Source organism: Paenibacillus sp. NRS-1760 (assembly GCF_050467785.1).
Taxonomy (GTDB): domain Bacteria; phylum Bacillota; class Bacilli; order Paenibacillales; family Paenibacillaceae; genus Pristimantibacillus.
Genome location: NZ_JBITPK010000007.1, coordinates 353,630 through 371,693, shown reverse-complemented (window position 1 = coordinate 371,693; position 18,064 = coordinate 353,630). Strand labels below are relative to the sequence as shown.

At 49.0% G+C, this 18,064-nt stretch carries 15 protein-coding genes; 7 read left to right on the top strand and 8 right to left on the bottom strand.

The window, feature by feature from the left end:
- Nucleotides 1-23: 23 nt before the first annotated feature.
- From ACIFSR_RS05695 to ACIFSR_RS05675, 5 genes are all read right to left on the bottom strand, one after another.
- On the bottom strand, nucleotides 24-1,382 hold the full coding sequence (locus ACIFSR_RS05695; RefSeq protein ID WP_430055637.1) for a HAMP domain-containing sensor histidine kinase: 1,359 nt from the start codon (nucleotides 1,380-1,382) through the stop codon (nucleotides 24-26).
- 26 nt (nucleotides 1,383-1,408) lie between these two features.
- On the bottom strand, nucleotides 1,409-2,083 hold the full coding sequence (locus ACIFSR_RS05690; protein WP_339209475.1) for a response regulator transcription factor: 675 nt from the start codon (nucleotides 2,081-2,083) through the stop codon (nucleotides 1,409-1,411).
- A 192-nt stretch (nucleotides 2,084-2,275) separates the two neighbouring features.
- Nucleotides 2,276-3,499: a cation:proton antiporter gene (locus ACIFSR_RS05685; RefSeq protein WP_076268433.1), complete on the bottom strand. Its 1,224-nt coding sequence runs from the start codon at nucleotides 3,497-3,499 to the stop codon at nucleotides 2,276-2,278.
- 2 nt (nucleotides 3,500-3,501) lie between these two features.
- Nucleotides 3,502-3,993: a cation:proton antiporter regulatory subunit gene (locus tag ACIFSR_RS05680; protein WP_339206454.1), complete on the bottom strand. Its 492-nt coding sequence runs from the start codon at nucleotides 3,991-3,993 to the stop codon at nucleotides 3,502-3,504.
- Nucleotides 3,994-4,041: 48 nt separating this feature from the next.
- On the bottom strand, nucleotides 4,042-4,404 hold the full coding sequence (locus ACIFSR_RS05675) for a hypothetical protein (RefSeq protein WP_430055634.1): 363 nt from the start codon (nucleotides 4,402-4,404) through the stop codon (nucleotides 4,042-4,044).
- Between the two features lie 212 nt (nucleotides 4,405-4,616).
- Here ACIFSR_RS05675 and ACIFSR_RS05670 point away from each other — a divergent pair, with 212 nt between their 5' ends.
- Nucleotides 4,617-5,078 carry a cupin domain-containing protein gene (locus tag ACIFSR_RS05670; RefSeq protein ID WP_076268430.1) on the top strand — a complete coding sequence of 154 codons (462 nt, stop codon included), beginning with the start codon at nucleotides 4,617-4,619 and terminating at the stop codon, nucleotides 5,076-5,078.
- A gap of 123 nt (nucleotides 5,079-5,201) precedes the next feature.
- Here the strand turns inward: ACIFSR_RS05670 and ACIFSR_RS05665 are convergent, their stop codons facing one another.
- Entirely contained in the window at nucleotides 5,202-6,317 is a 1,116-nt protein-coding gene (locus ACIFSR_RS05665; protein WP_430055630.1) for a glycoside hydrolase family 88 protein, read from the bottom strand.
- Between the two features lie 141 nt (nucleotides 6,318-6,458).
- Here ACIFSR_RS05665 and ACIFSR_RS05660 point away from each other — a divergent pair, with 141 nt between their 5' ends.
- On the top strand, nucleotides 6,459-7,322 hold the full coding sequence (locus tag ACIFSR_RS05660) for an AraC family transcriptional regulator (protein WP_430055627.1): 864 nt from the start codon (nucleotides 6,459-6,461) through the stop codon (nucleotides 7,320-7,322).
- A gap of 39 nt (nucleotides 7,323-7,361) precedes the next feature.
- On the opposite strand, the gene ACIFSR_RS05655 is transcribed toward ACIFSR_RS05660, so the two are convergent.
- The gene (locus tag ACIFSR_RS05655; protein ID WP_430055624.1) at nucleotides 7,362-8,204 is read right to left on the bottom strand and encodes a helix-turn-helix domain-containing protein; all 843 of its coding nucleotides are present in this window, start codon (nucleotides 8,202-8,204) and stop codon (nucleotides 7,362-7,364) included.
- A gap of 146 nt (nucleotides 8,205-8,350) precedes the next feature.
- Between ACIFSR_RS05655 and ACIFSR_RS05650 the strand changes: the two genes are divergently transcribed.
- Nucleotides 8,351-9,130, top strand: coding sequence for a sugar phosphate isomerase/epimerase family protein (locus ACIFSR_RS05650; RefSeq protein ID WP_430055622.1), 780 nt, complete (start codon nucleotides 8,351-8,353; stop codon nucleotides 9,128-9,130).
- Nucleotides 9,131-9,223: 93 nt separating this feature from the next.
- Here ACIFSR_RS05650 and ACIFSR_RS05645 read toward each other — a convergent pair whose 3' ends face one another.
- Nucleotides 9,224-10,246, bottom strand: coding sequence for a LacI family DNA-binding transcriptional regulator (locus ACIFSR_RS05645; protein ID WP_430055619.1), 1,023 nt, complete (start codon nucleotides 10,244-10,246; stop codon nucleotides 9,224-9,226).
- Between the two features lie 162 nt (nucleotides 10,247-10,408).
- Here ACIFSR_RS05645 and ACIFSR_RS05640 point away from each other — a divergent pair, with 162 nt between their 5' ends.
- From ACIFSR_RS05640 to ACIFSR_RS05625, 4 genes are all read left to right on the top strand, one after another.
- A complete protein-coding gene (locus ACIFSR_RS05640) occupies nucleotides 10,409-11,764 on the top strand; it encodes an FAD-dependent oxidoreductase (protein ID WP_339206465.1) in 1,356 nt (451 codons plus the stop codon).
- A 188-nt stretch (nucleotides 11,765-11,952) separates the two neighbouring features.
- Nucleotides 11,953-13,707, top strand: a complete 1,755-nt coding sequence (locus tag ACIFSR_RS05635; RefSeq protein WP_339206466.1) for a cache domain-containing sensor histidine kinase — start codon at nucleotides 11,953-11,955, stop codon at nucleotides 13,705-13,707.
- A gap of 11 nt (nucleotides 13,708-13,718) precedes the next feature.
- Entirely contained in the window at nucleotides 13,719-14,456 is a 738-nt protein-coding gene (locus tag ACIFSR_RS05630; RefSeq protein WP_339206467.1) for a response regulator transcription factor, read from the top strand.
- 277 nt (nucleotides 14,457-14,733) lie between these two features.
- A complete protein-coding gene (locus ACIFSR_RS05625) occupies nucleotides 14,734-17,976 on the top strand; it encodes a discoidin domain-containing protein (protein WP_430055617.1) in 3,243 nt (1,080 codons plus the stop codon).
- Nucleotides 17,977-18,064 lie beyond the last annotated feature (88 nt).

Sequence of the window (18,064 nt, the reverse complement as noted above, 5' to 3'; positions counted from 1 at the left end):
AAATTTTGTTTAAAAAATTAAAATCAATTTGAATAAATGTATATGGTCGTTCCACTAGCTTGGGTATCCCTATGCCATTCGAGCTTCATTTCTTTCAGAAGATAATCGACAATGGCTAGCCCAATGCCTGCACCTTTGCCCGTCGGAGCAGCCTCTAGCCCGTTGCCATGATCGCGAATAACGAGCGCTGATTGGCCTTGGGAATACTCAACGGTAATGCCGATGTATTTGCCGCCGCTCGCATGCCTCGTCACATTTTGAAATAAATTATCCAGCACGCGGCGGAAACCTGCCTTATCGACAACACTAAGCATAGCGCCATCAGGCAGCTCCACATCAGCGACAATGCCTTCCTGTTCCCAAAGGGGATACCAAGACGCGGCACTCTCGCGAACTAATCGCAGCAGATCCAGTGGCTCCAGCTTAAGCGGATAGCGGCCGCTCGTCATGAGCGTGTAGGAAAGCAAATTTTCAATGAGGCTGTCTAAGCTGGTTATTTTTTGCTCCATTTGCTTCACAGCTGCTTGCGCATTCAAGCTTAACGGTTCTTTATGCAACGAATACAGATGGCTGTTCATGACAGTTAATGGCGTCCTCAGATCATGCGACAGGCTGGCGATGAGCTGCTTGCGAAGCTCCTCCTCTGCACGCTCGCGCTCCTTGCTTTCCTTAAGCTGTTCAACCATCTGATTAAAAGCTGTCTCCAGCTGCCCAATCTCATCATTTTTCTTAATAAGGATTGGCATTGGAAGACCGTTGTCGCCATGCAGCGTCATCGCTGATTGCAGACTGAGCAGACGTTTGCGAATATGCCGGAAGAAGAGCAGGGATATCAAGAAGAAAAAGGCGAACATAATAAACAGAAACGCCAAATAAAAGGGTGTTCCTGAACCGACCGGCTTATCGATCTGAATGATGGAGCGCTGCAGCTGCATCACCATGAACCCAGGTTCCTTATGGTCTGCGCCAAGGAAGGATACGACCGTAAAGGGATCGCTGTCGATGCTTGCTTTCATAAATTGAATGGAGCTGGCAGGTGTCCACTTGCTTGGAAGCTGCTCTTGTACAGGAAGCTGCAGCCTTGTAGATCCAGCAGAGTCAACCCAGAAGAGGGAAGCCTCGGGGTAAGTTTGTTTTAGCTCATGCAATCTTTTGTCGATTTGAGTGGGATCTTTCTCCGTTAACTCGGCGGCCTGCTTATGCCAAATTGTAGTTAATTCTTTCCCGCTGCCATACTTTAAATAGTCCATATTAGCGGTTTGCGTATTTTCTTGAATAAGCATATAAAGAATAGAAGCTACCGGAAATATGATCGGAATAAACAGAAAAGCAAACAAAATGATAAGCAGGTAGCGAGACAATAAGGTTTGTCGAAACTTCATGCCTCCAGCGTGTGGTTTGGGCTTATTCATGCGCGCACCCGATAGCCGATGCCGCGTACCGTCTCAATAATTTCAGGAGCAGCGGGGTTTCGTTCGATTTTTTCCCTCAAATAACGGATATGAACCATTAACGTTTTATCTCCATCAATAAAAGATTCTCCCCATACGGCCTCATAGATTTGTTCTTTCGTAAGCAGTTGTCCCAAATGGCGCAGCAGATAGCTGAAAATGTGAAACTGCTTGCCTGTCAGCATAATTTCTTCCCCGGTCTCGCGGTTCTCCACCCGGTTTTGCTGCTCGTAGACTAATAGATGCTTAATAGCCAAAGGCTCAGCAAGGCGTGCGCCTGACCTGCGAAGGAGCACTTCGATGCGAGCGGTCAGCTCGTCGGGATGGAAAGGCTTAGTGAGGTAGTCGTCAGCGAACTGCAGCCCTTGCAGCTTATCATCGATGGAGGTGCGCGCTGAAAGCATAAGAATCGGGACGTCCGGCGCTGCTTTTTTCAGACGTTGTCCAATAGTAAAGCCATCGAGTCCTGGCAGCATGACGTCTAGGATGACGAGTCTGCAGCCTGTAGCGGCCTCGAGCGCATGCTCGCCGTTTTTTAACCATTCAACCTTATAGCCTTGCTCTTGCAAATGTTGTGAGACAAAGCTTCCGATTTCGATATCATCTTCAATATATAGCAGTGATGCAGTCATTTTTATAAATTTCCTTTCGTTCATTCATTTTGATCCCTTATTTTAGCTGTTCTGCTTCGATTATACGGCAGAGCTTGGCGGAATGCATACCATAAAGCAACGTTTGATGTGAATCAGCAATAGGAATTTATTTGAAAATAAAGAAAGGGACCTAGCCGACAACGGCTAGATCCCTTTCTATTAATTGCTTGATCAGCCCTTGCTTCCAGGCTCCCGTGCTTTCTTTCCTTTTTCCCACCTAAATACTTTGTTTAACACTTTGAATACCCACTTTGACTCCTTAGTCAGAAGTGGTCCCAATATCGCCAGAATGAGTACATACAAGGCAGCGAATGGCTGCAGGAGCTCAAGCAAGCCGCCTGCTTTGCCGAGGTTCGCCATAATGATGGAGAACTCGCCGCGAGATACGATGGTCAAACCTATATTAGCCGATGCCTTCGGCGTTAAGCCAGCACTTTTACCGGCTAACATGCCTGCCAAGAAGTTGCCGAATAGTGTAACGGCAACCGCACCAAGTGACAGCCATACGGCTCCGCCAAGTGCGAATGGGTCGATGGTCAGTCCGAAGCTGAAGAAAAATAAAGCGCCGAAGAAGTCACGGAAAGGCAAAATCATATGCTCAATTCGCTTCATGTGAACAGTCTCAGCTAGTACTAAGCCTACAAGCAAAGCGCCGATCGCTTCAGCTACGTGAATCGTTTCAGAGAAGCCTGCTACGAGGAACAAGAAGCCGAATACGAGCAGCAGAAAAAGCTCGTTCGAGCGAATATTGAGAATTTTGTTCAGAAGCGGTGCAGCCTTCCTGCCGATAATCAAGAAGAGCAGCATGAATCCTAATGCATAGGAAGCAGACAGGAGTACTCCGCCTAAAGATGACGAATCACTGAGCACGAGTCCGGAGAGCACGGAAATATATACAGCAAGGAAGATATCCTCGAACATAATGATGCCGAGAATCATTTCTGTCTCCGGGTTGGCAGTCCTCTTTAAATCGACGAGCACCTTCGCGACGATAGCGCTCGATGAGATCGTTGTAATGCCGGCGATGACCATGGTTTCCGCTACAGGGAAGTCGTTGATCCAGCCAAATAATAAGCCAAGTGAAAAGTTGATCAGAATATAGATCGTTCCGCCTACCGCTATTGAGCGCCCCGATTTCATTAATCGACCCACAGAAAACTCCAGACCTAAATAGAACAGGAGGAACAGCACGCCGAGCCGCCCCATGAATTCAATTAGTTCTGCACTATGAATAAACCTAAAGTCCAGTATGCCTACGTGCGGAGCATGTGGACCTACGGCCATGCCGATTAATATATAAAACGGGATGACGGAAAATCGAATTTTTGCAGCTAACAGCCCGACTAAGGCGATGAGTATAACAGCAAGACCGATCTCCAGCACCATGTGATCCATAATTAACGGCTCCCATTTTGCAGCATCAGCTTAAGTAGCTTCAGATGCTGGCGTTCACCTGCAACGATGAGGGTAGTATCTGCTTTGAATATATAGTCGGGGCCGGGATTAATATGTTTTGCTTCCTTCTCAACTGCAGCGATAATGGTCGCTCCAGTCGTTTGGCGAATATCGGCCTGGCCGATTGTTCTGCCAATGCATGCGGCGTTTGGTTCAATCTTGTACCACTCAATCGTTAGATCATCGAGTGCGACTTCAATCGTTTCAAGCGCTTTCGGCTTGTAAGTCATACCGCCAATGATGGCAGCGACTTGTCTTGCTTCTTCATCCTCTAGGGTAACCATGGAAATGCTATCATCTGGATCCTCATAGTCAAAGTGATACATCTCACGGCGTCCGTCATCATGAATAATAATGACAAACTTATCGCCGCTCCTCGTCATAACTTGGTACTTTCGGCCAATGCCGGGCAGATCGGATTCTCTAATATTCATTGTGTATGCCTCCTCATTTGTTGTTAGTATACGAACAAAATGAGAGGATTAACCAACGAAATGGGAAGTGAATTTAATCGGAGTCATGAGCAGATCGCGCAATCTCTGTCGATAAGTAGTGACGAGTGCGGATAGGGTTGTGGAACGCCAATAAATAAGCATGAGAGCATGCATATAGGCGGCAACGAGTGCGTTTTCAGGTAAAAATGTTGTGGCAGTGGTGCTCTGTTTGCGTACGGTTGACGTCGCATATTTGGCTGCCGCAGTAATGCGGCTTGCACCAGCTGTTAACTCAAACATATTGCCTGCTTGGTAGGCGAACAGCGCTGCGAGCAGCAGCGGAACAATAAGGAACAAGTTCATTAAATGCTTGCGGCTAATAGGGCTGAAATCATGTATGCCATTGTTCATCTGTCCACCTCCAAAAGATTTCGTTAATATAAGTATAACTTATAAATAGAAAATTAAAAAGGCGATGTTACATATTAACAAAGAAAAATTGATTATTGCCCTCTATTCCCAGCTGTTTAATGAATTGACGATAAACCATAAGCGTTATAAAATAAGTAAACGATTTTTTTAAGGCGAATAGAACGAAAAAGAGAGAAAGAAGGTTGAAATGGATGGGAGCAGAAGTGAAACAATTGTCACCGCTCGTACAAACGCTTGGTTTGAAGGAGCATATCGAGGGCGGCTGGTACAAGGAAATTTGGAAGGCTGGTTTCACAATACCGCAGGAGGTGCTTGGAGCTCCTTATTCAGGACCACGCTTCGCAGCATCATCAATTTATTTTATGCTTCATCCAGGTGAGTTTTCAGATTGGCATAAGGTTTATTCAGACGAGCTGTGGATGTGGCATTCGGGCAGTCCATTAATGCTTACGCTTGGCGGTACCGAAGATGCGCCGGAAACCAGAAAAGAAATTATTGTTGGACCTGATGTGCTGGCAGGTCATCAGCCGCAAGCATTAGTGCCGGCTAACGAATGGCAAATGTCCCACCTGCTAGGGGACGAGCCTGTACTTGTTTCATGTGTCGTTGCTCCGGGTTTTCATTATGATGATTTCCAGCTCATTAAGCGATAATTAGGATCATTAAATAAATGTTGAAGAGCCATCCGAGGAGTGAAGTTTCTTTCCCGGATGGCTCTTATTTTGCAATTAAGAAACTTCGTACGTGGCCTGCTATGACCAAAGGAACGAGGCTGGTTAAAAGATTCTGTGGCTCCAGCCGTTAAGCTTGGCGAATGCCTCTACGAAGTAGTAGTCTCCGTATATAAGCGATACGTTGATGTTGGCGTTTTCAGGCTTATGTCCGGTGCCTTGGAGAAGAATTGCTTCATGGTCCGGATTGTCCCAGGTTGCATAATTCACGCTCAGTGAATACAGGATTCTCTCAGCAGCCGCGTTATAGATCCGGCGTTCCGCGGATGGAACCAGCTCGGTAAGTTCGAGCAGACCGGATGCTGCGATGGCGGCAGCGGAAGTATCGCGCGGCTCGTTTTCTATGTTTTCTACGCGGAAATCCCAATACGGCACACGGTCTTCCGGCAGGGCGGCGACAAAGTAATGCGCAACCCGCTTCGCCGCGTGCAAATAACGCTCAAGTCCGGTGCATCGGTAAGCAATCGCGAGGCCATAAAGCGCCCAGGCATTGCCTCGGCTCCACGCTGAAGAGCCGGAAAAGCCTTGACCGCCCAGCGGTTCTATAAACGCGCCCGTCTCCGGATCAAAAGATAAAATATGACATACCGAGCCGTCCTCGCGAATGGCGTAACGGAGGAAGGTGTCCGCGTGACGTATCGCGATATGCTTGTAACGCGGGTCGCCAGTCGTGCGGCTTGCCCAGAACAATAGGGGGATATTCATCATGCAATCAACAATGGCCCAGCCGAGGGCCTCTTGCCCGTTCCACGCACGAATAAACTCGCCATTCACGTTGAAGCGGCCCGCGAGGAAGTTAGCTGCCTCCAAACCGATTCGCAGACCTTCCTGATCGCCCGTTAATTCGTATTTGATGACAGCAGTCGGTAGAAACTGAAAGCCGACATCGTGATGCAAGTGTACGGGATGCTCGCAGAAGCAACGCTCTAGCTTGGCGTCCCATTCCCAAGCAGCTGCCTTGAATGACTCTTTCCCTGTTGCATCATGCATAACCCAGAGCATGCCGGGCCAGAAGCCGGACGTCCACCAGTTATCGTCTGTGCTGTCATAGATGCCGTTGGCCTTTGCCACATGGGGCGTTTTATCGCCAATTTGGTTTATCATGCGCTCTATCTTTTCGGTTAATTGCACCAATATTTTTTCTTTGTATGCCTGATTCATTTTGTAGTAAGCCTCCTCGCTGACCCATGATTGTGATTAAGCTGCTTGCTATCATTATAGTCTCTGACAAATGGACAAAGTTACGCTACAATGGTTAAATATGTTGTTCTGTTGACTTGTTGAAATGAAGGGGTGCAGTCAGTGAAGGGGACGCTGTTTCAGGAAATGGACTACGGGGGACTATCTTTTCTTTGGTCATACCGCAACTGGTCGCAGCAAGATTTTGAGGGGTATTACCACTTTCATAGGGGTTTCGAGGTGTTGGCTGTGCATCAGGGACACGGCTCGGTTACTGTCAATCAGAAGACATACGAGCTTAAGCCAGGGATGTTGTTTTATTTCGAGCCCTATCAGCTGCATAATGTTTATGTGGAGGTGGATGAAAGCCGGCCATATGAACGCAGCGTCTTTCATTTCGACCCTGTATTTATGAAGGGCTATTTAAGAACGTTTCCGGCTCTTTATGACGTCTATAAACGAATGCTTCAAGGCCTTATCGCTTTGCAGGGCATAGATATGATCGATTGCAATGAAGAGTTGAATGCCGCTTGCTCCGCATTTCAGAATAGCCTGCTAGCTTCCTCCGCCAGCAGCAACGAAGAGCAGAGCGCGCTTTATTTGTTAAAGGTGTTGTCGTTAATTAAACGAAAGGTTATTCCGGGGCCCAAGCAGGAGGAACATATGAAGCCGATTCGCCAATCGGAACGTGTTATGGCATGGATTGAAAATCATTACGGGGAGCCCTTTCAGCTGGAGCTGCTTGCGGACGAACTCCATATGTCAAAATCTTATTTGTCCCGGCTGTTTCGGCAAGAGACGGGTAGCAGCATTACCGGTTATTTGACAGCCCGCAGAATGCAGCAGGCTTGCAGTCTGCTTCAAACGACAAACAAATCCATAGAAATGATCGGCGAGCAGGTAGGGTTTACGAGCACCTCTTATTTTATTAGCCTGTTCAAACGGATTATGGGCGTGTCTCCGCATCAATACCGCCTAAGGCTGTAGCGGGGAGCAGCGGTAATATAATAGATGCTTCGTTCCAAGTTAAGGATTCTCTACCATGCGAAGCTGGTTCCGAACGCGGTATTTGCTGGGACTGGTGTGAAAATGATTCCGGAAGGCGCGGCTGAAATAAGGATAGCTGCGAAACCCGGAGGCTTCGGCGATATCTTCCAGTTTCATGTCGCTGTATAGAATTCTCTCCGAGGCAATAGACAGTCTGATCTCAATGACATAACGCATTGGAGATTGCCCGAACGCTTGCTTGAACAAGTGGGAGGCTGTCGATACGCTGATGCCATAACGTTCGGCGATATGGGTCAGCGTCAGAGGATCGGTAGCATGCTTCTCCAAATACTGCTTCATTTTGTAAGGAATGTTGAGCTCAGGCCTGGAGGCCGCCACCGTCTGCTTCCTAACATACCTCTCGATAGTTAGACATAAAACTTTGATCAAAGCGTCCATCATTTCCGCATTATCCCCATGAATATTCCGCTTCTCATACATCAGTTTTCTCCACAATGCCAAGAAGTCTTCCGCCGTATCCAGATGAACCTTGCTTGGAAAATTATTTCTGCTGCACCACTGCTGAGTCCATACTCCGCTGCAGGATAAGTAGTAATCGGCACTCTCAATGGGCTGAGAGGCTTCAGCGTCTTTATCGGCCTCAACCACTAACCGGTAGTATTCCCCTGGCTTGCGGATGATCAGATCACCGGGTTGCACAACAAATGTCTCGTCATTAATCTCGACACGGCATGTCCCTTTTACCTGGAAGCGCAGGAGCAAGCGATTGTCGGCTGTACCCTTTTGTAAGGAGCCGGTGAATGGAGAAGTATGATGAGAATAACCGATCAACAGGCAATCGATCCACGATGCGTCCATCATTTGCTGCCACCTCCAAGTGAGTAAACTATTTCTACTATCATAAATGTTGCAAAATAAGTCAACAAGCAGAGAATCGGATATTCACTTCTAAATCAGTTGTCACTATACTGGGGATTAATGAATTGAAGGGAGATGGTAGTTTGTTAATGGATAAGATTGCGGTTCAATTGTATACGCTTCGCGAGGAGTGCCTTGCAGATTTCCCGGGAGTTCTTCGTAAAATAAGTCAAATTGGCTATGGCGGCGTACAGTTTGCGGGCTTTCAAGGCTATGACCCGCAGGAACTCAAAGCGGTTTTGGACGAAGTTGGATTGAAGACCGCAGGCATGCATGTTGGTTTCCATGACATTGTAGCGAACATAGGCAAAGTGGTCTCGGACGCTAGGCTGTTTGGCACACGGGATATTATTTGCCCGAGTATTCCCGCTGAGCTGCGAAATGAAGGTGGATATAAACAACTGAAGAAAGATTTGAACGGTATTGCGAAGCATCTGAAGGGTGAAGGCTTCCGAATCAGCTATCACAATCATGCTTTTGAATTTGAAACGGTGATTGAGGGGCAGGACGCGCTTTCGTACTTGCTTGAGGCTGGTGCAGACAATGAAATCCTTGCAGAGCTGGATGTATATTGGCTTCAGAAGGGCGGTTTTGAGCCTGCATCATTCTTCAAGCCCTATGCGGACAGGATGCCGATTATCCATATGAAGGATATGACCGCAGACGGTGAGCAGGCATTCGCAGAAATCGGTACAGGATCGATTGATTTCGAACCGATTATTCGCTGGGGAGAGGAGAACGGAGTCGAGTGGTACGTAGTAGAACAGGATGTTTGCAGAACAGCACCGATGGGCTGCGTACAAACTAGCTTTACCAATCTATATCATTTAATGTCAAATTTGCAACCGACTCTGTTCGGTGAAGCCTGAGAACGCGACTGCGGAAAAGGCGGACCTCAGTGAGCCGCGAATCGAACAACCGGTATAGCAGCTCGTCCGAACATCAAACGATAACGGCGCTTCTCAGCTGAAGCGCCGGATGGTTTGCCCGTTATGGAAAGGGCCGGCAATACGAATATGCTCGCAAGGCTCGCCATTGTTGGCGAGGCGCCACAGCATTTTGTCAGCCGCTTTATATCCGGTCTCCCTGATCAGAAGCTGAGGGCGGCTTAAATGCGGTATCGCCGCCACCGGTCCGTTGGCCAAGCCGACTAGGGAGATGTCCTCCGGGATGCGATAACCGAGGGAGGTAAGGCTGTCGTACAACCTTACGATATCTTCATCGATGCCGGCAATGATTGCTGTTGGTTGGCTACTGCGCAGCTTGTCGATCAGCATGCACTCGTCCCAAACGTCTGTTATTTGCAGTTCTGCGTCATGATCCAACTGAAGCTCACCCATCATTTCCTCAAACGCCTGCCATCTTCTTGTATACCCCCGCTGGCTGTGAATATCTCCTACGTACATAATACGGGTATGGCCAAGCTGCGCGAGTCGGTCCACGGCCATGCAGACGGCTTCGAACACATCCCAGATCACGCTGTCGATTCGGGAAAGCGGTCTTGGATAATTAATCAGCACCTTGGGTAAAGGCAGCTCGAACAGCTTGCGCTCCGTGGAGTCCGAGAGCAGCCGGGGCGCGATGAACAGACCGTCCGCCGTCGGCAAATTACGCTGCTCCATCCAGTCCGAGAATGCGTGATCTGGCACATCCTCATCCAGCACATAGCTTTCCAGTCGATGCTCCAATTGATCGAGCCTCTCTCTTAACCCCTCTGTCAACAATACGTTGTAATTCATAGATTGCCGGGATTGTATCAATACAAATCGAAACTGGAAGGCAGGATAAGGCGCGATGCCGCGGCTGACCATCTCACGTGCCTGAGATACAGTCAAATAGCCGCGTACGAAGGCTGTTCGAATAATGCGGCTCCGCGTTTCCTCGGACATGCCGGCTCGTCCGCTCAGCGCCTTGGATATGGTCTGAATCGAAAGACCAAGTTCTTTGGAAAGATCGTGCAGAGTAATCGATTTACGAGTTCCCAATTTCAAAACCGCCTTCCACTTTTCTCCGTTTGGTTAGGGGATGCGAACGTAAAGCTATCGTCCTCGCTAACGCTTGATTGCTCTATTTTAAACTAAACTTAAACTACTTTAGAAGTCCCCCCAGCTCCTATAATGAAAGTACTTTCAGAGGAGGGGTTAAGCATGAGAAAAATAGAGACGGATATTGTGGTATGCGGCGGAGGGCCGGCGGGCATCAATGCGGCGCTGGCAGCTGGAAGAAGCGGGGCGCGAACGCTGCTGATTGAACGATACGGTTTTCTTGGCGGCATGTCGACTGCTGCTCTGGTCTATCCATGGATGACCTTTCACACGATGGATGGCAAGCAGGTCATTGCCGGAACGGCGCAGGAGATTGTAGACCGCTTGATGGCCGAGGGAGCTTCGCCCGGTCACGTTCGCGATACGGTAGGTTTTGTAAAGACGATCACCCCTTATGATCCTGAAGTGTATAAGGTGTTAATTATCGATATGCTGCGCGAGGCGGGCGTGAAGGTGCTGCTGCACAGCTTCATGGACGAAGTGCAGACCAGGGAAGGCCTCATTGAAACGGTACGACTCGCTACCAAGTCCGGGAAGTACGAAATTTCAGCGAAGCAGTTCATCGATGCGACAGGGGACGCCGATCTAGCCTATCTCTCAGGCGCACCGTGCTTGCAAGGACGCGACAGCGACAATTTGACGCAGCCGATGACGATGAAGTTCCGAATGAGAGGCGTTGACCTGGCGAGAGTTAAACGGTATATGATCGACCATCCAGACGAGTTTTACAAGAAGACGCCTTTCGATGAGCTGGAGGAACTGCCATTGTCCGGCGTATTGGGTTACTTCAAGCATTGGAAGGAGGCTGACCTGCCCATTAACAGAGACCAGGTCCTTTTCTTCACAGGTCCGGGACCGGACGAAGTGCTTGTCAATACGACTCGTGTTCAAGGGCTGGACGGAACTGAACTGGAGGATTTGACGGAAGGAGAGGTGCAGGGCAGGAAGCAGGTGCGCATGGTCGCTGATTTCATGACCCGCTGCTTGCCAGGCTTCGAGAACGCTTCCATCTCTTCGGTCGGAGCGCAAATCGGCATACGCGAGAGCCGCAGAATAGACGGCTGCTATTCACTCCAGGTACAGGATGTTGTAGATGGACGCGCGTTCGACGATTGCATTGCACGAAGCGGCTATCCCATCGACATTCACGATCCATCCGGCAAGGGCGTACAGGCCGCATGGGTCCAGGGAGACGGGGCATACGATATTCCTTACCGCTGTTTGCTGCCGAAGCGCATTGACAATCTGCTTGTGGCAGGCCGCTGCATCTCGACGACGCATGAGGCGCTGGCAACGACACGTCTGACACCTAGCTGCATGGCGACGGGACAGGCTGCGGGTACGGCGGCAGCAATGGCATGGGAGCAGGGTATATCACCGGGAAAAATCGACATTGGACAGCTGCAGGAGCGGCTCATTCATAACGGCGCGCTGCTGCGCAGTGGTCAGACTGTATAGCGCGCATCCGCCAGTAAGATTACGGCCAAATTCAATTGAAGTAATAATTGGGACATGGTAGACTTTTTCATAAGGTCGCCTCGTATCGGAAGTTTGTTGGAAAACAAACATTCTACCGGATGAGCGGCCTTTTTTACCATGTGATAGTACCTGCTTAAGTTTAGAATCTGTCAGGAGGAATCGGTGAAATGAAGCGGTATATTTCGATACGAGCCAAATTTATTACCATGTTCGTTCTGCTTATCACCATTCCATTCCTGATAAGCGGAATCAGCACTTACAATAAATTTGCGGAGGAAACCGAAAAAAACTCCAGGGCGTACTCCATGCAAATTATGAATCAAGTGAAAATTAATTTGGAAAATACGATAAAAGATGCGGACAGAATAACTGTGGCTCCCTTGTATAACGAAGACGTGCTGCGGATTTTGGAGAAGCACAGTTATGAAGAACCAGGCGAGGAGAAGCTTATTCCGTCGGCGGAAATTACCAAAATGGCAAGAGTAGCGGCTTCGCTCACATTGGATCAGCCCGGAATTGAACGAATGATCTTTTTCACCCGCGACGGCATTATGTTCAGCGTCCAAGAAAAACTGACGCAGCGTTATTGGAACGAGAAAGGGAATAGCTGGATGCAGGAGGTGCTGGATGCGGAAGGTAGGCTTGTCATTATTGAACCTCACGAGACGACTTATTACAAACGATCGGAACGGGTTATTTCCGCTGCCAGAGCATTGAATCACCCTGCAACGGGCCAAAGCATTGGGGTCGTCAAAATTGATTTTAACATGAAAGAGCTCGAAGCGTTATTGTCAGAAGTATGGCTCAGCGAAAACAGCCAGTTTTACTTGACAAAGGATAACGGCGAGCTGTTATTTCCGGATGAACCGGTTAATTTCCCGGATATTGGTCCGGGGGACGGAACGATAGATTGGAACGGCCAGACTTATCTGTACACAACCATGCACTCGAAATCAACGAAAGTGAATATTCACGGACTTATCCCGATAGCCGATTTGCAACGGGGCGGCAAGGAAATCGTCGGATTTACGATCCTCATTTCAGTCATATCGCTTATCATTGCCTATTTGCTTGCGATTTTCACGTCAGAGCGGCTGGTTAGGCCGATCCGTTATCTTCAGTCGCGCATGCGGCGGGTAAAGGACGGGGCTTTCAGCGAACGGGCAGATTTGAGCTTGATGAATCGCGATGAAATCGGGCAATTGGCTGAGGGTTTCAATCTGATGGTGACGGAAGTGGAGCGGCTGGTCAAGGAGGTATATGAAACGAAACTGCGCGAACGCGAAGCCGAGCTGTCGGCTCTGCAAAGCCAGATTAATCCGCATTTTCTGTACAACACGTTGGAATTGGTAAGCATGCAGGCGCTGAAGGAGAGAAATCTCGAAATCAGCGATATTGTTGCCAGTTTGGGGAAAATGCTGAGATACACGGTTGACAAGCAGGAACGACCGGTGCAATTGAAGGAGGAGATACGGTTCGTTAACGCTTATTTGCAAATTCAGTTATCCAGGCATGGCGAGAAGCTGAATTCGGAAATGTATGTGGATCCGTCCTTCGAATCTTGTCTTGTACCAAAGCTGCTGCTTCAGCCGCTGGTTGAGAATGCATTGGAGCACGGAATGGGCAATAGCGGATTAACGATAACGATCAGGGCATCCGTGCTGGAACAGGATTTGCTCCTGACTGTACAGGATAATGGGGTGGGGATGCCGCCGCAACGTTTATTGGAGGTTCGCCATCAGATGTTGTGCAAGCCGGAGCGGGACGGCAGCCGTCCAAAGTTTGGAGATACGCTGAAAGGTTATGCCATCAAAAATATTCACCATCGCATTCAACTGCTTTATGGTGTGGAATACGGCTTAAGCGTGGAGAGCGATGAGGCCTCCGGAACACAATGGAGAATCCGGCTGCCATTACGATAGGGGGAATTGGAATGTACAATGTGATGCTGGTAGAAGACGAGAAGAAAATTCAGGAAGGGTTAAAGATAATGATCGAGGAAGTGATCGGCAGTTACAGGGTAACCGCGGAAGCGGAGCACGGTATCGCTGCGCTGGAGCTTCTCAGAATGCAATCGGTAGATTTGCTGATTACGGATATCCGTATGCCCCAGATGAACGGAATCGAGTTATTGCGGCATGTCCGGGGGTTGTATCCGAGCCTTCCTGTATTAATCATCAGCGGGCATGAAGATTTCACTTATGCCAAGGCGGCGATGCGTCACAATGCGTCGGATTACATCCTGAAGCCGGTGGACCGGATTGAGCTTTCCCATTTTCTATTGAATTTGAAAGCGCGGCTGGACCGCGAGCGGGCGGTAGAGACGCCTAACGCCGAAGCAGCCCATGAAGATCTGACGATTCGAAGAGTGAAGGAACTGGTCGTCTCTTGTCTGGATCAGGATGTTTCACTTCCATTCATTGCGGAGCAGGTGCATTTGAATCATCAATATTTATCCACATTGTTTAAGGTGAAAACCGGACAAAACTATTCTGATTATGTGACGGCCTGCCGGATGAGTAAAGCCAAGGAGCTGCTGACCCATACACATCTGAAAATATACGAGGTCGCCAACCTTTGCGGCTATGCCAGCGCCAATCACTTTATGGCCGTGTTTCGGCAGCATTGTGGAGCGAAGCCTACTGAATATAGAAAAAGGCCGCTGAGTTGAGGCCGGTCAGATCTTTGAGCACCAAACAAAACAGATGCTATGAATATCGTAGTTTTTCTCGAAAATACGTTGTTTTTCACTGACAGGCTGACTTGTATACTTATTGTTAAGCGCTTTCAATTGGTGCAGAGACTTCATGTATTGCGACAGAAGGATTACATTCGGATATTCGGGAGGTGTAAGCGGAAGCTTGGGCTGGGTTTAGTTGGAAGCGCTTACAGAAAAACTGTAAGAGAAGAACTAATGAAATGACATGAAAGAAAGGATGTGGTGGATAATGACTAGTCTTGCAAAAAGATCTACAGCGTTATTATTAATCCTGAGTATGCTGTTCACGGGTTTGATGGGCTCGAGCCGCGTGCAGGCCGAAGCCGATGCGGAGTCTGCCAACCAAATCGTATTCGAGGATTTCGAGAACGGCGCCCCGGACGATTACAGTGTTGCGCCGGAACCGCCATTCGATGTTCACGTCATGGAGACGACGAGCGCAACCCCGCTGACGATCGCGGGTTATAGGGCCAGCGGCAGCGATTCCAATATTCCGGAATATGCCATTGACGGGGATATTCAGACAAGGTGGTCGGCGTATGATGACGGGCAATGGATTGAACTGGATCTGGGCTCGGAACAGCTGGTTTCTTATCTGGGAGTCGCTTTCTACCGGGGAGACAATCGCAGCAAGACTATTGATATCGAGGTTTCTAACGACCAGACCAACTGGACCCGCATATACAGCGGCGATAGCAGCGGCACTACGATCCAGGTTGAGGCCTTTGGTTTTGAAGCCGTCACCGCCCGTTATGTACGGGTTGTCGGGCGCGGAGCAAGCGAATGGACAAGCATTTCAGAAATTCAGATTTACCCTCCCCATGTGGACGGGTTTATATTAAGGGATGTGGAGATTCCGCCAACGGGACCGGATCCGGATTCCCCAATTCCGACAAAAGCAGGTCTCTATTATGCGGATGGCGCACCGCATGTGCCGCATGAGGCTCAGACAGTGACCGGCACTACGTATAATGTCCTGGACTTCGGCGCCGATCCTGCCGACAACGGAATAGATGACGCTCAAGCTATCCGGGCTGCACTGGCTGCAGCGACGCTTGGGGACGAAGTGTATATTCCGAACGGACACTATCAATTAACGAGCACAGATAGGGACGGAGTTACCCATTTCATTATGAAATCCGGCGTGCAGATGCGCGGCGAGAGCCAGGATGGCGTTCTGCTGGTTTCCGACCATGCTAATGAACAGGGAGAATATGCTACGGTTGAAGGCATCGTATTCCGCATGGCCGGACAAAACAATATTAAGATCAGCAACATGACAATTACGTCCAGCTGGGACTTGAATTATTCAACGAATACGTCGGTTGCGAATCCGGATCGGGGTGGACCTAAGCAGGTGATCATGATTACCGCCGCTTCCGGCAAACCGTCCTATAACATTACACTGGATGGACTGACGATCGAGAAGTTTCAACGGATCGGCGTTGTCATTACGAACAGTCATGATGTTATTGTGGAAAATTCGCTTTTTCGCAACGCGACGAACTTAGCCGAGGGCGGAAACGGTTATGGCGTTTCCATCGAAGGCAAGTCCAAGGAAAGCCGGCTCGGCAGAAATGACGACTCTCGTTTCAATGTTGTTCGCAACAACGAGTTTATCGGTCCCTATCTTCGTCACGGAACGATGGCGCATTCTTACACCCATAACAATCTCATTGAAAAAAACTACTACTTGAACTCGGCATTAGACGCTATCGATTTCCACGGAGAAGACGAGTATATGAATGAAGTAAGAGACAATCATATCGTTGGCGGCGGCGAAGCGGCTGTCGGCGTCGGCAATCCGGGCGCTACGCATGATGCCGCTGGACCAGGCAATTACATTCATAACAATTTAATCGAGAATGTGAAACGGTATGGGGTACAGGTGTACTTAGGATCTCCTGATACGATTATCGAGAATAATATCATTACCGGATTCACGAACGCGGGGAGCCAGGGAATACGTCTGAAAAATGCGCCCGGAACGATTGTGAAGGGCAATCAGATCGTGAACAATACGGCTCCCGACTTCTGGGGTATAATTGCAATGAAAGACGACGGCGATCCGACCAACGCCGGGAACGGCGCAGGCATACCCGAGAATATTGTCATTCAGGACAATCATGTTACAGGAAATACGAATGGCGTTATGATCTCACACGGCACGAATATTCGTCTCTTCGGCAATGAGATCAGTGGAAATACCGGGACGGATTATGAGAATAAAGTGGCGGTTTCCGAACGGATACCGGCGACCAGGGCGGCAAGCGTACAGAAAAATGCTCAGAACGCCACGGTTGCGAATCTCTTACAGATTAAAGGCGGAGATGATAGCGAATCGGTGAGAAGCTATCAGCAATTCGATCTGAATTCCATTGAAGGCAAGCTGGCTGCCGCATGGCTCTATGTGTATGGACAAGCGCTAGAGAGCCCTGCTGGAGAGACGGGGGCTGCAACTTCTCTCTATGCAGTGGATAGCAATGACTGGGACAGCGATACCATGCAATGGAATACGTACCAGTCTCCGCCAGAGCTTGGTCAGAAGCTCTCGACTGTGCAGCTGAATAATAAAGGCGAGTACGCCTGGTATGTATTCGATGCGACTGTGCTCGTGCAAGAACGTCTGGATGGCGATCGGACGATATCGCTTGCTTATGCCCAGAATGCCAATCAAACCGGTTACTTGACGCATTTATACAATGGATCCGACTCCAGCTTTAGGCCTTACCTGCGGGTTGAAACTTACCCTCCCGTTGAACTTGCGGCCGTAGCGGTAACGGCGGATCGTTCGCAGCTGGTGCCGGGCATGACTACCCAACTGCATGTGACCGGCACATACAATACAGGATCGGACGTTTCGTTGGAAAATGCGGACATATCTTTTATAAGTCTGACGCCGGATATAGTGACTGTTAATCATACGGGCGTGGTTACCGCGCTTCAAGCTGGAGAAGCAGCATTGCAAGCAACTGTTCTCTTGGATGGCGTTGCTCGCACTGGAGAGTTCATTCTTAATGTAACCAATAATCTGGCGATTACTGCGCAGTTGTCGGTCGATTCAACGCTGGGTACAAATACAAAAGATAGAGTACTTGACGGAAACTTGGAAACCCGGTGGATATCAAACGGCTCCCAAATACCTTATCTGATGCTGGGCTGGACAACGGAGCAAACGATCAACCAAGTGAAGCTGTGGAGCGGACATGTACCGGTTATAGGCTCGGCCAACTGGCATGTCAGAGATTTTGATCTGCAGATCTTGGAAGACGGAGAATGGAAGACGATAGCCGAAGTCCGAAATAATGATCAGGACGCTTTTTTGGGTCAGTATACGACGTTGAATTTGGAAAACCCCGTCGTGACGACTGACTTGCGCTTCCATTTTGTCCGTCCGTCATGGGGCAACGGCAATTTGAACGATATGATGGCCAGAATCAATGAGGTGTTTGTCGGCTTCGTCAACGATTAGGAACCTTCTCGGCCTAAGTCCTTGTTACGCGGGCTTAGGCCGATGTTCTGTTATTCAACTGGTTCTATTAAAGTACTCGAATTTACAT

Excerpts from the sequence above, each read along its gene's own strand:
- ACIFSR_RS05695 (WP_430055637.1), bottom strand. The coding sequence starts at position 1,382 with ATGAAGTTTCGACAAACCTTATTGTCTCGCTACCTGCTTATCATTTTG.
- ACIFSR_RS05690 (WP_339209475.1), bottom strand. The coding sequence starts at position 2,083 with ATGACTGCATCACTGCTATATATTGAAGATGATATCGAAATCGGAAGC.
- ACIFSR_RS05685 (WP_076268433.1), bottom strand. The coding sequence starts at position 3,499 with ATGGATCACATGGTGCTGGAGATCGGTCTTGCTGTTATACTCATCGCC.
- ACIFSR_RS05680 (WP_339206454.1), bottom strand. The coding sequence starts at position 3,993 with ATGAATATTAGAGAATCCGATCTGCCCGGCATTGGCCGAAAGTACCAA.
- ACIFSR_RS05675 (WP_430055634.1), bottom strand. The coding sequence starts at position 4,404 with ATGAACAATGGCATACATGATTTCAGCCCTATTAGCCGCAAGCATTTA.
- ACIFSR_RS05670 (WP_076268430.1), top strand. The coding sequence starts at position 4,617 with ATGGGAGCAGAAGTGAAACAATTGTCACCGCTCGTACAAACGCTTGGT.
- ACIFSR_RS05665 (WP_430055630.1), bottom strand. The coding sequence starts at position 6,317 with ATGAATCAGGCATACAAAGAAAAAATATTGGTGCAATTAACCGAAAAG.
- ACIFSR_RS05655 (WP_430055624.1), bottom strand. The coding sequence starts at position 8,204 with ATGATGGACGCATCGTGGATCGATTGCCTGTTGATCGGTTATTCTCAT.
- ACIFSR_RS05650 (WP_430055622.1), top strand. The coding sequence starts at position 8,351 with ATGGATAAGATTGCGGTTCAATTGTATACGCTTCGCGAGGAGTGCCTT.
- ACIFSR_RS05640 (WP_339206465.1), top strand. The coding sequence starts at position 10,409 with ATGAGAAAAATAGAGACGGATATTGTGGTATGCGGCGGAGGGCCGGCG.
- ACIFSR_RS05635 (WP_339206466.1), top strand. The coding sequence starts at position 11,953 with ATGAAGCGGTATATTTCGATACGAGCCAAATTTATTACCATGTTCGTT.
- ACIFSR_RS05630 (WP_339206467.1), top strand. The coding sequence starts at position 13,719 with ATGTACAATGTGATGCTGGTAGAAGACGAGAAGAAAATTCAGGAAGGG.
- ACIFSR_RS05625 (WP_430055617.1), top strand. The coding sequence starts at position 14,734 with ATGACTAGTCTTGCAAAAAGATCTACAGCGTTATTATTAATCCTGAGT.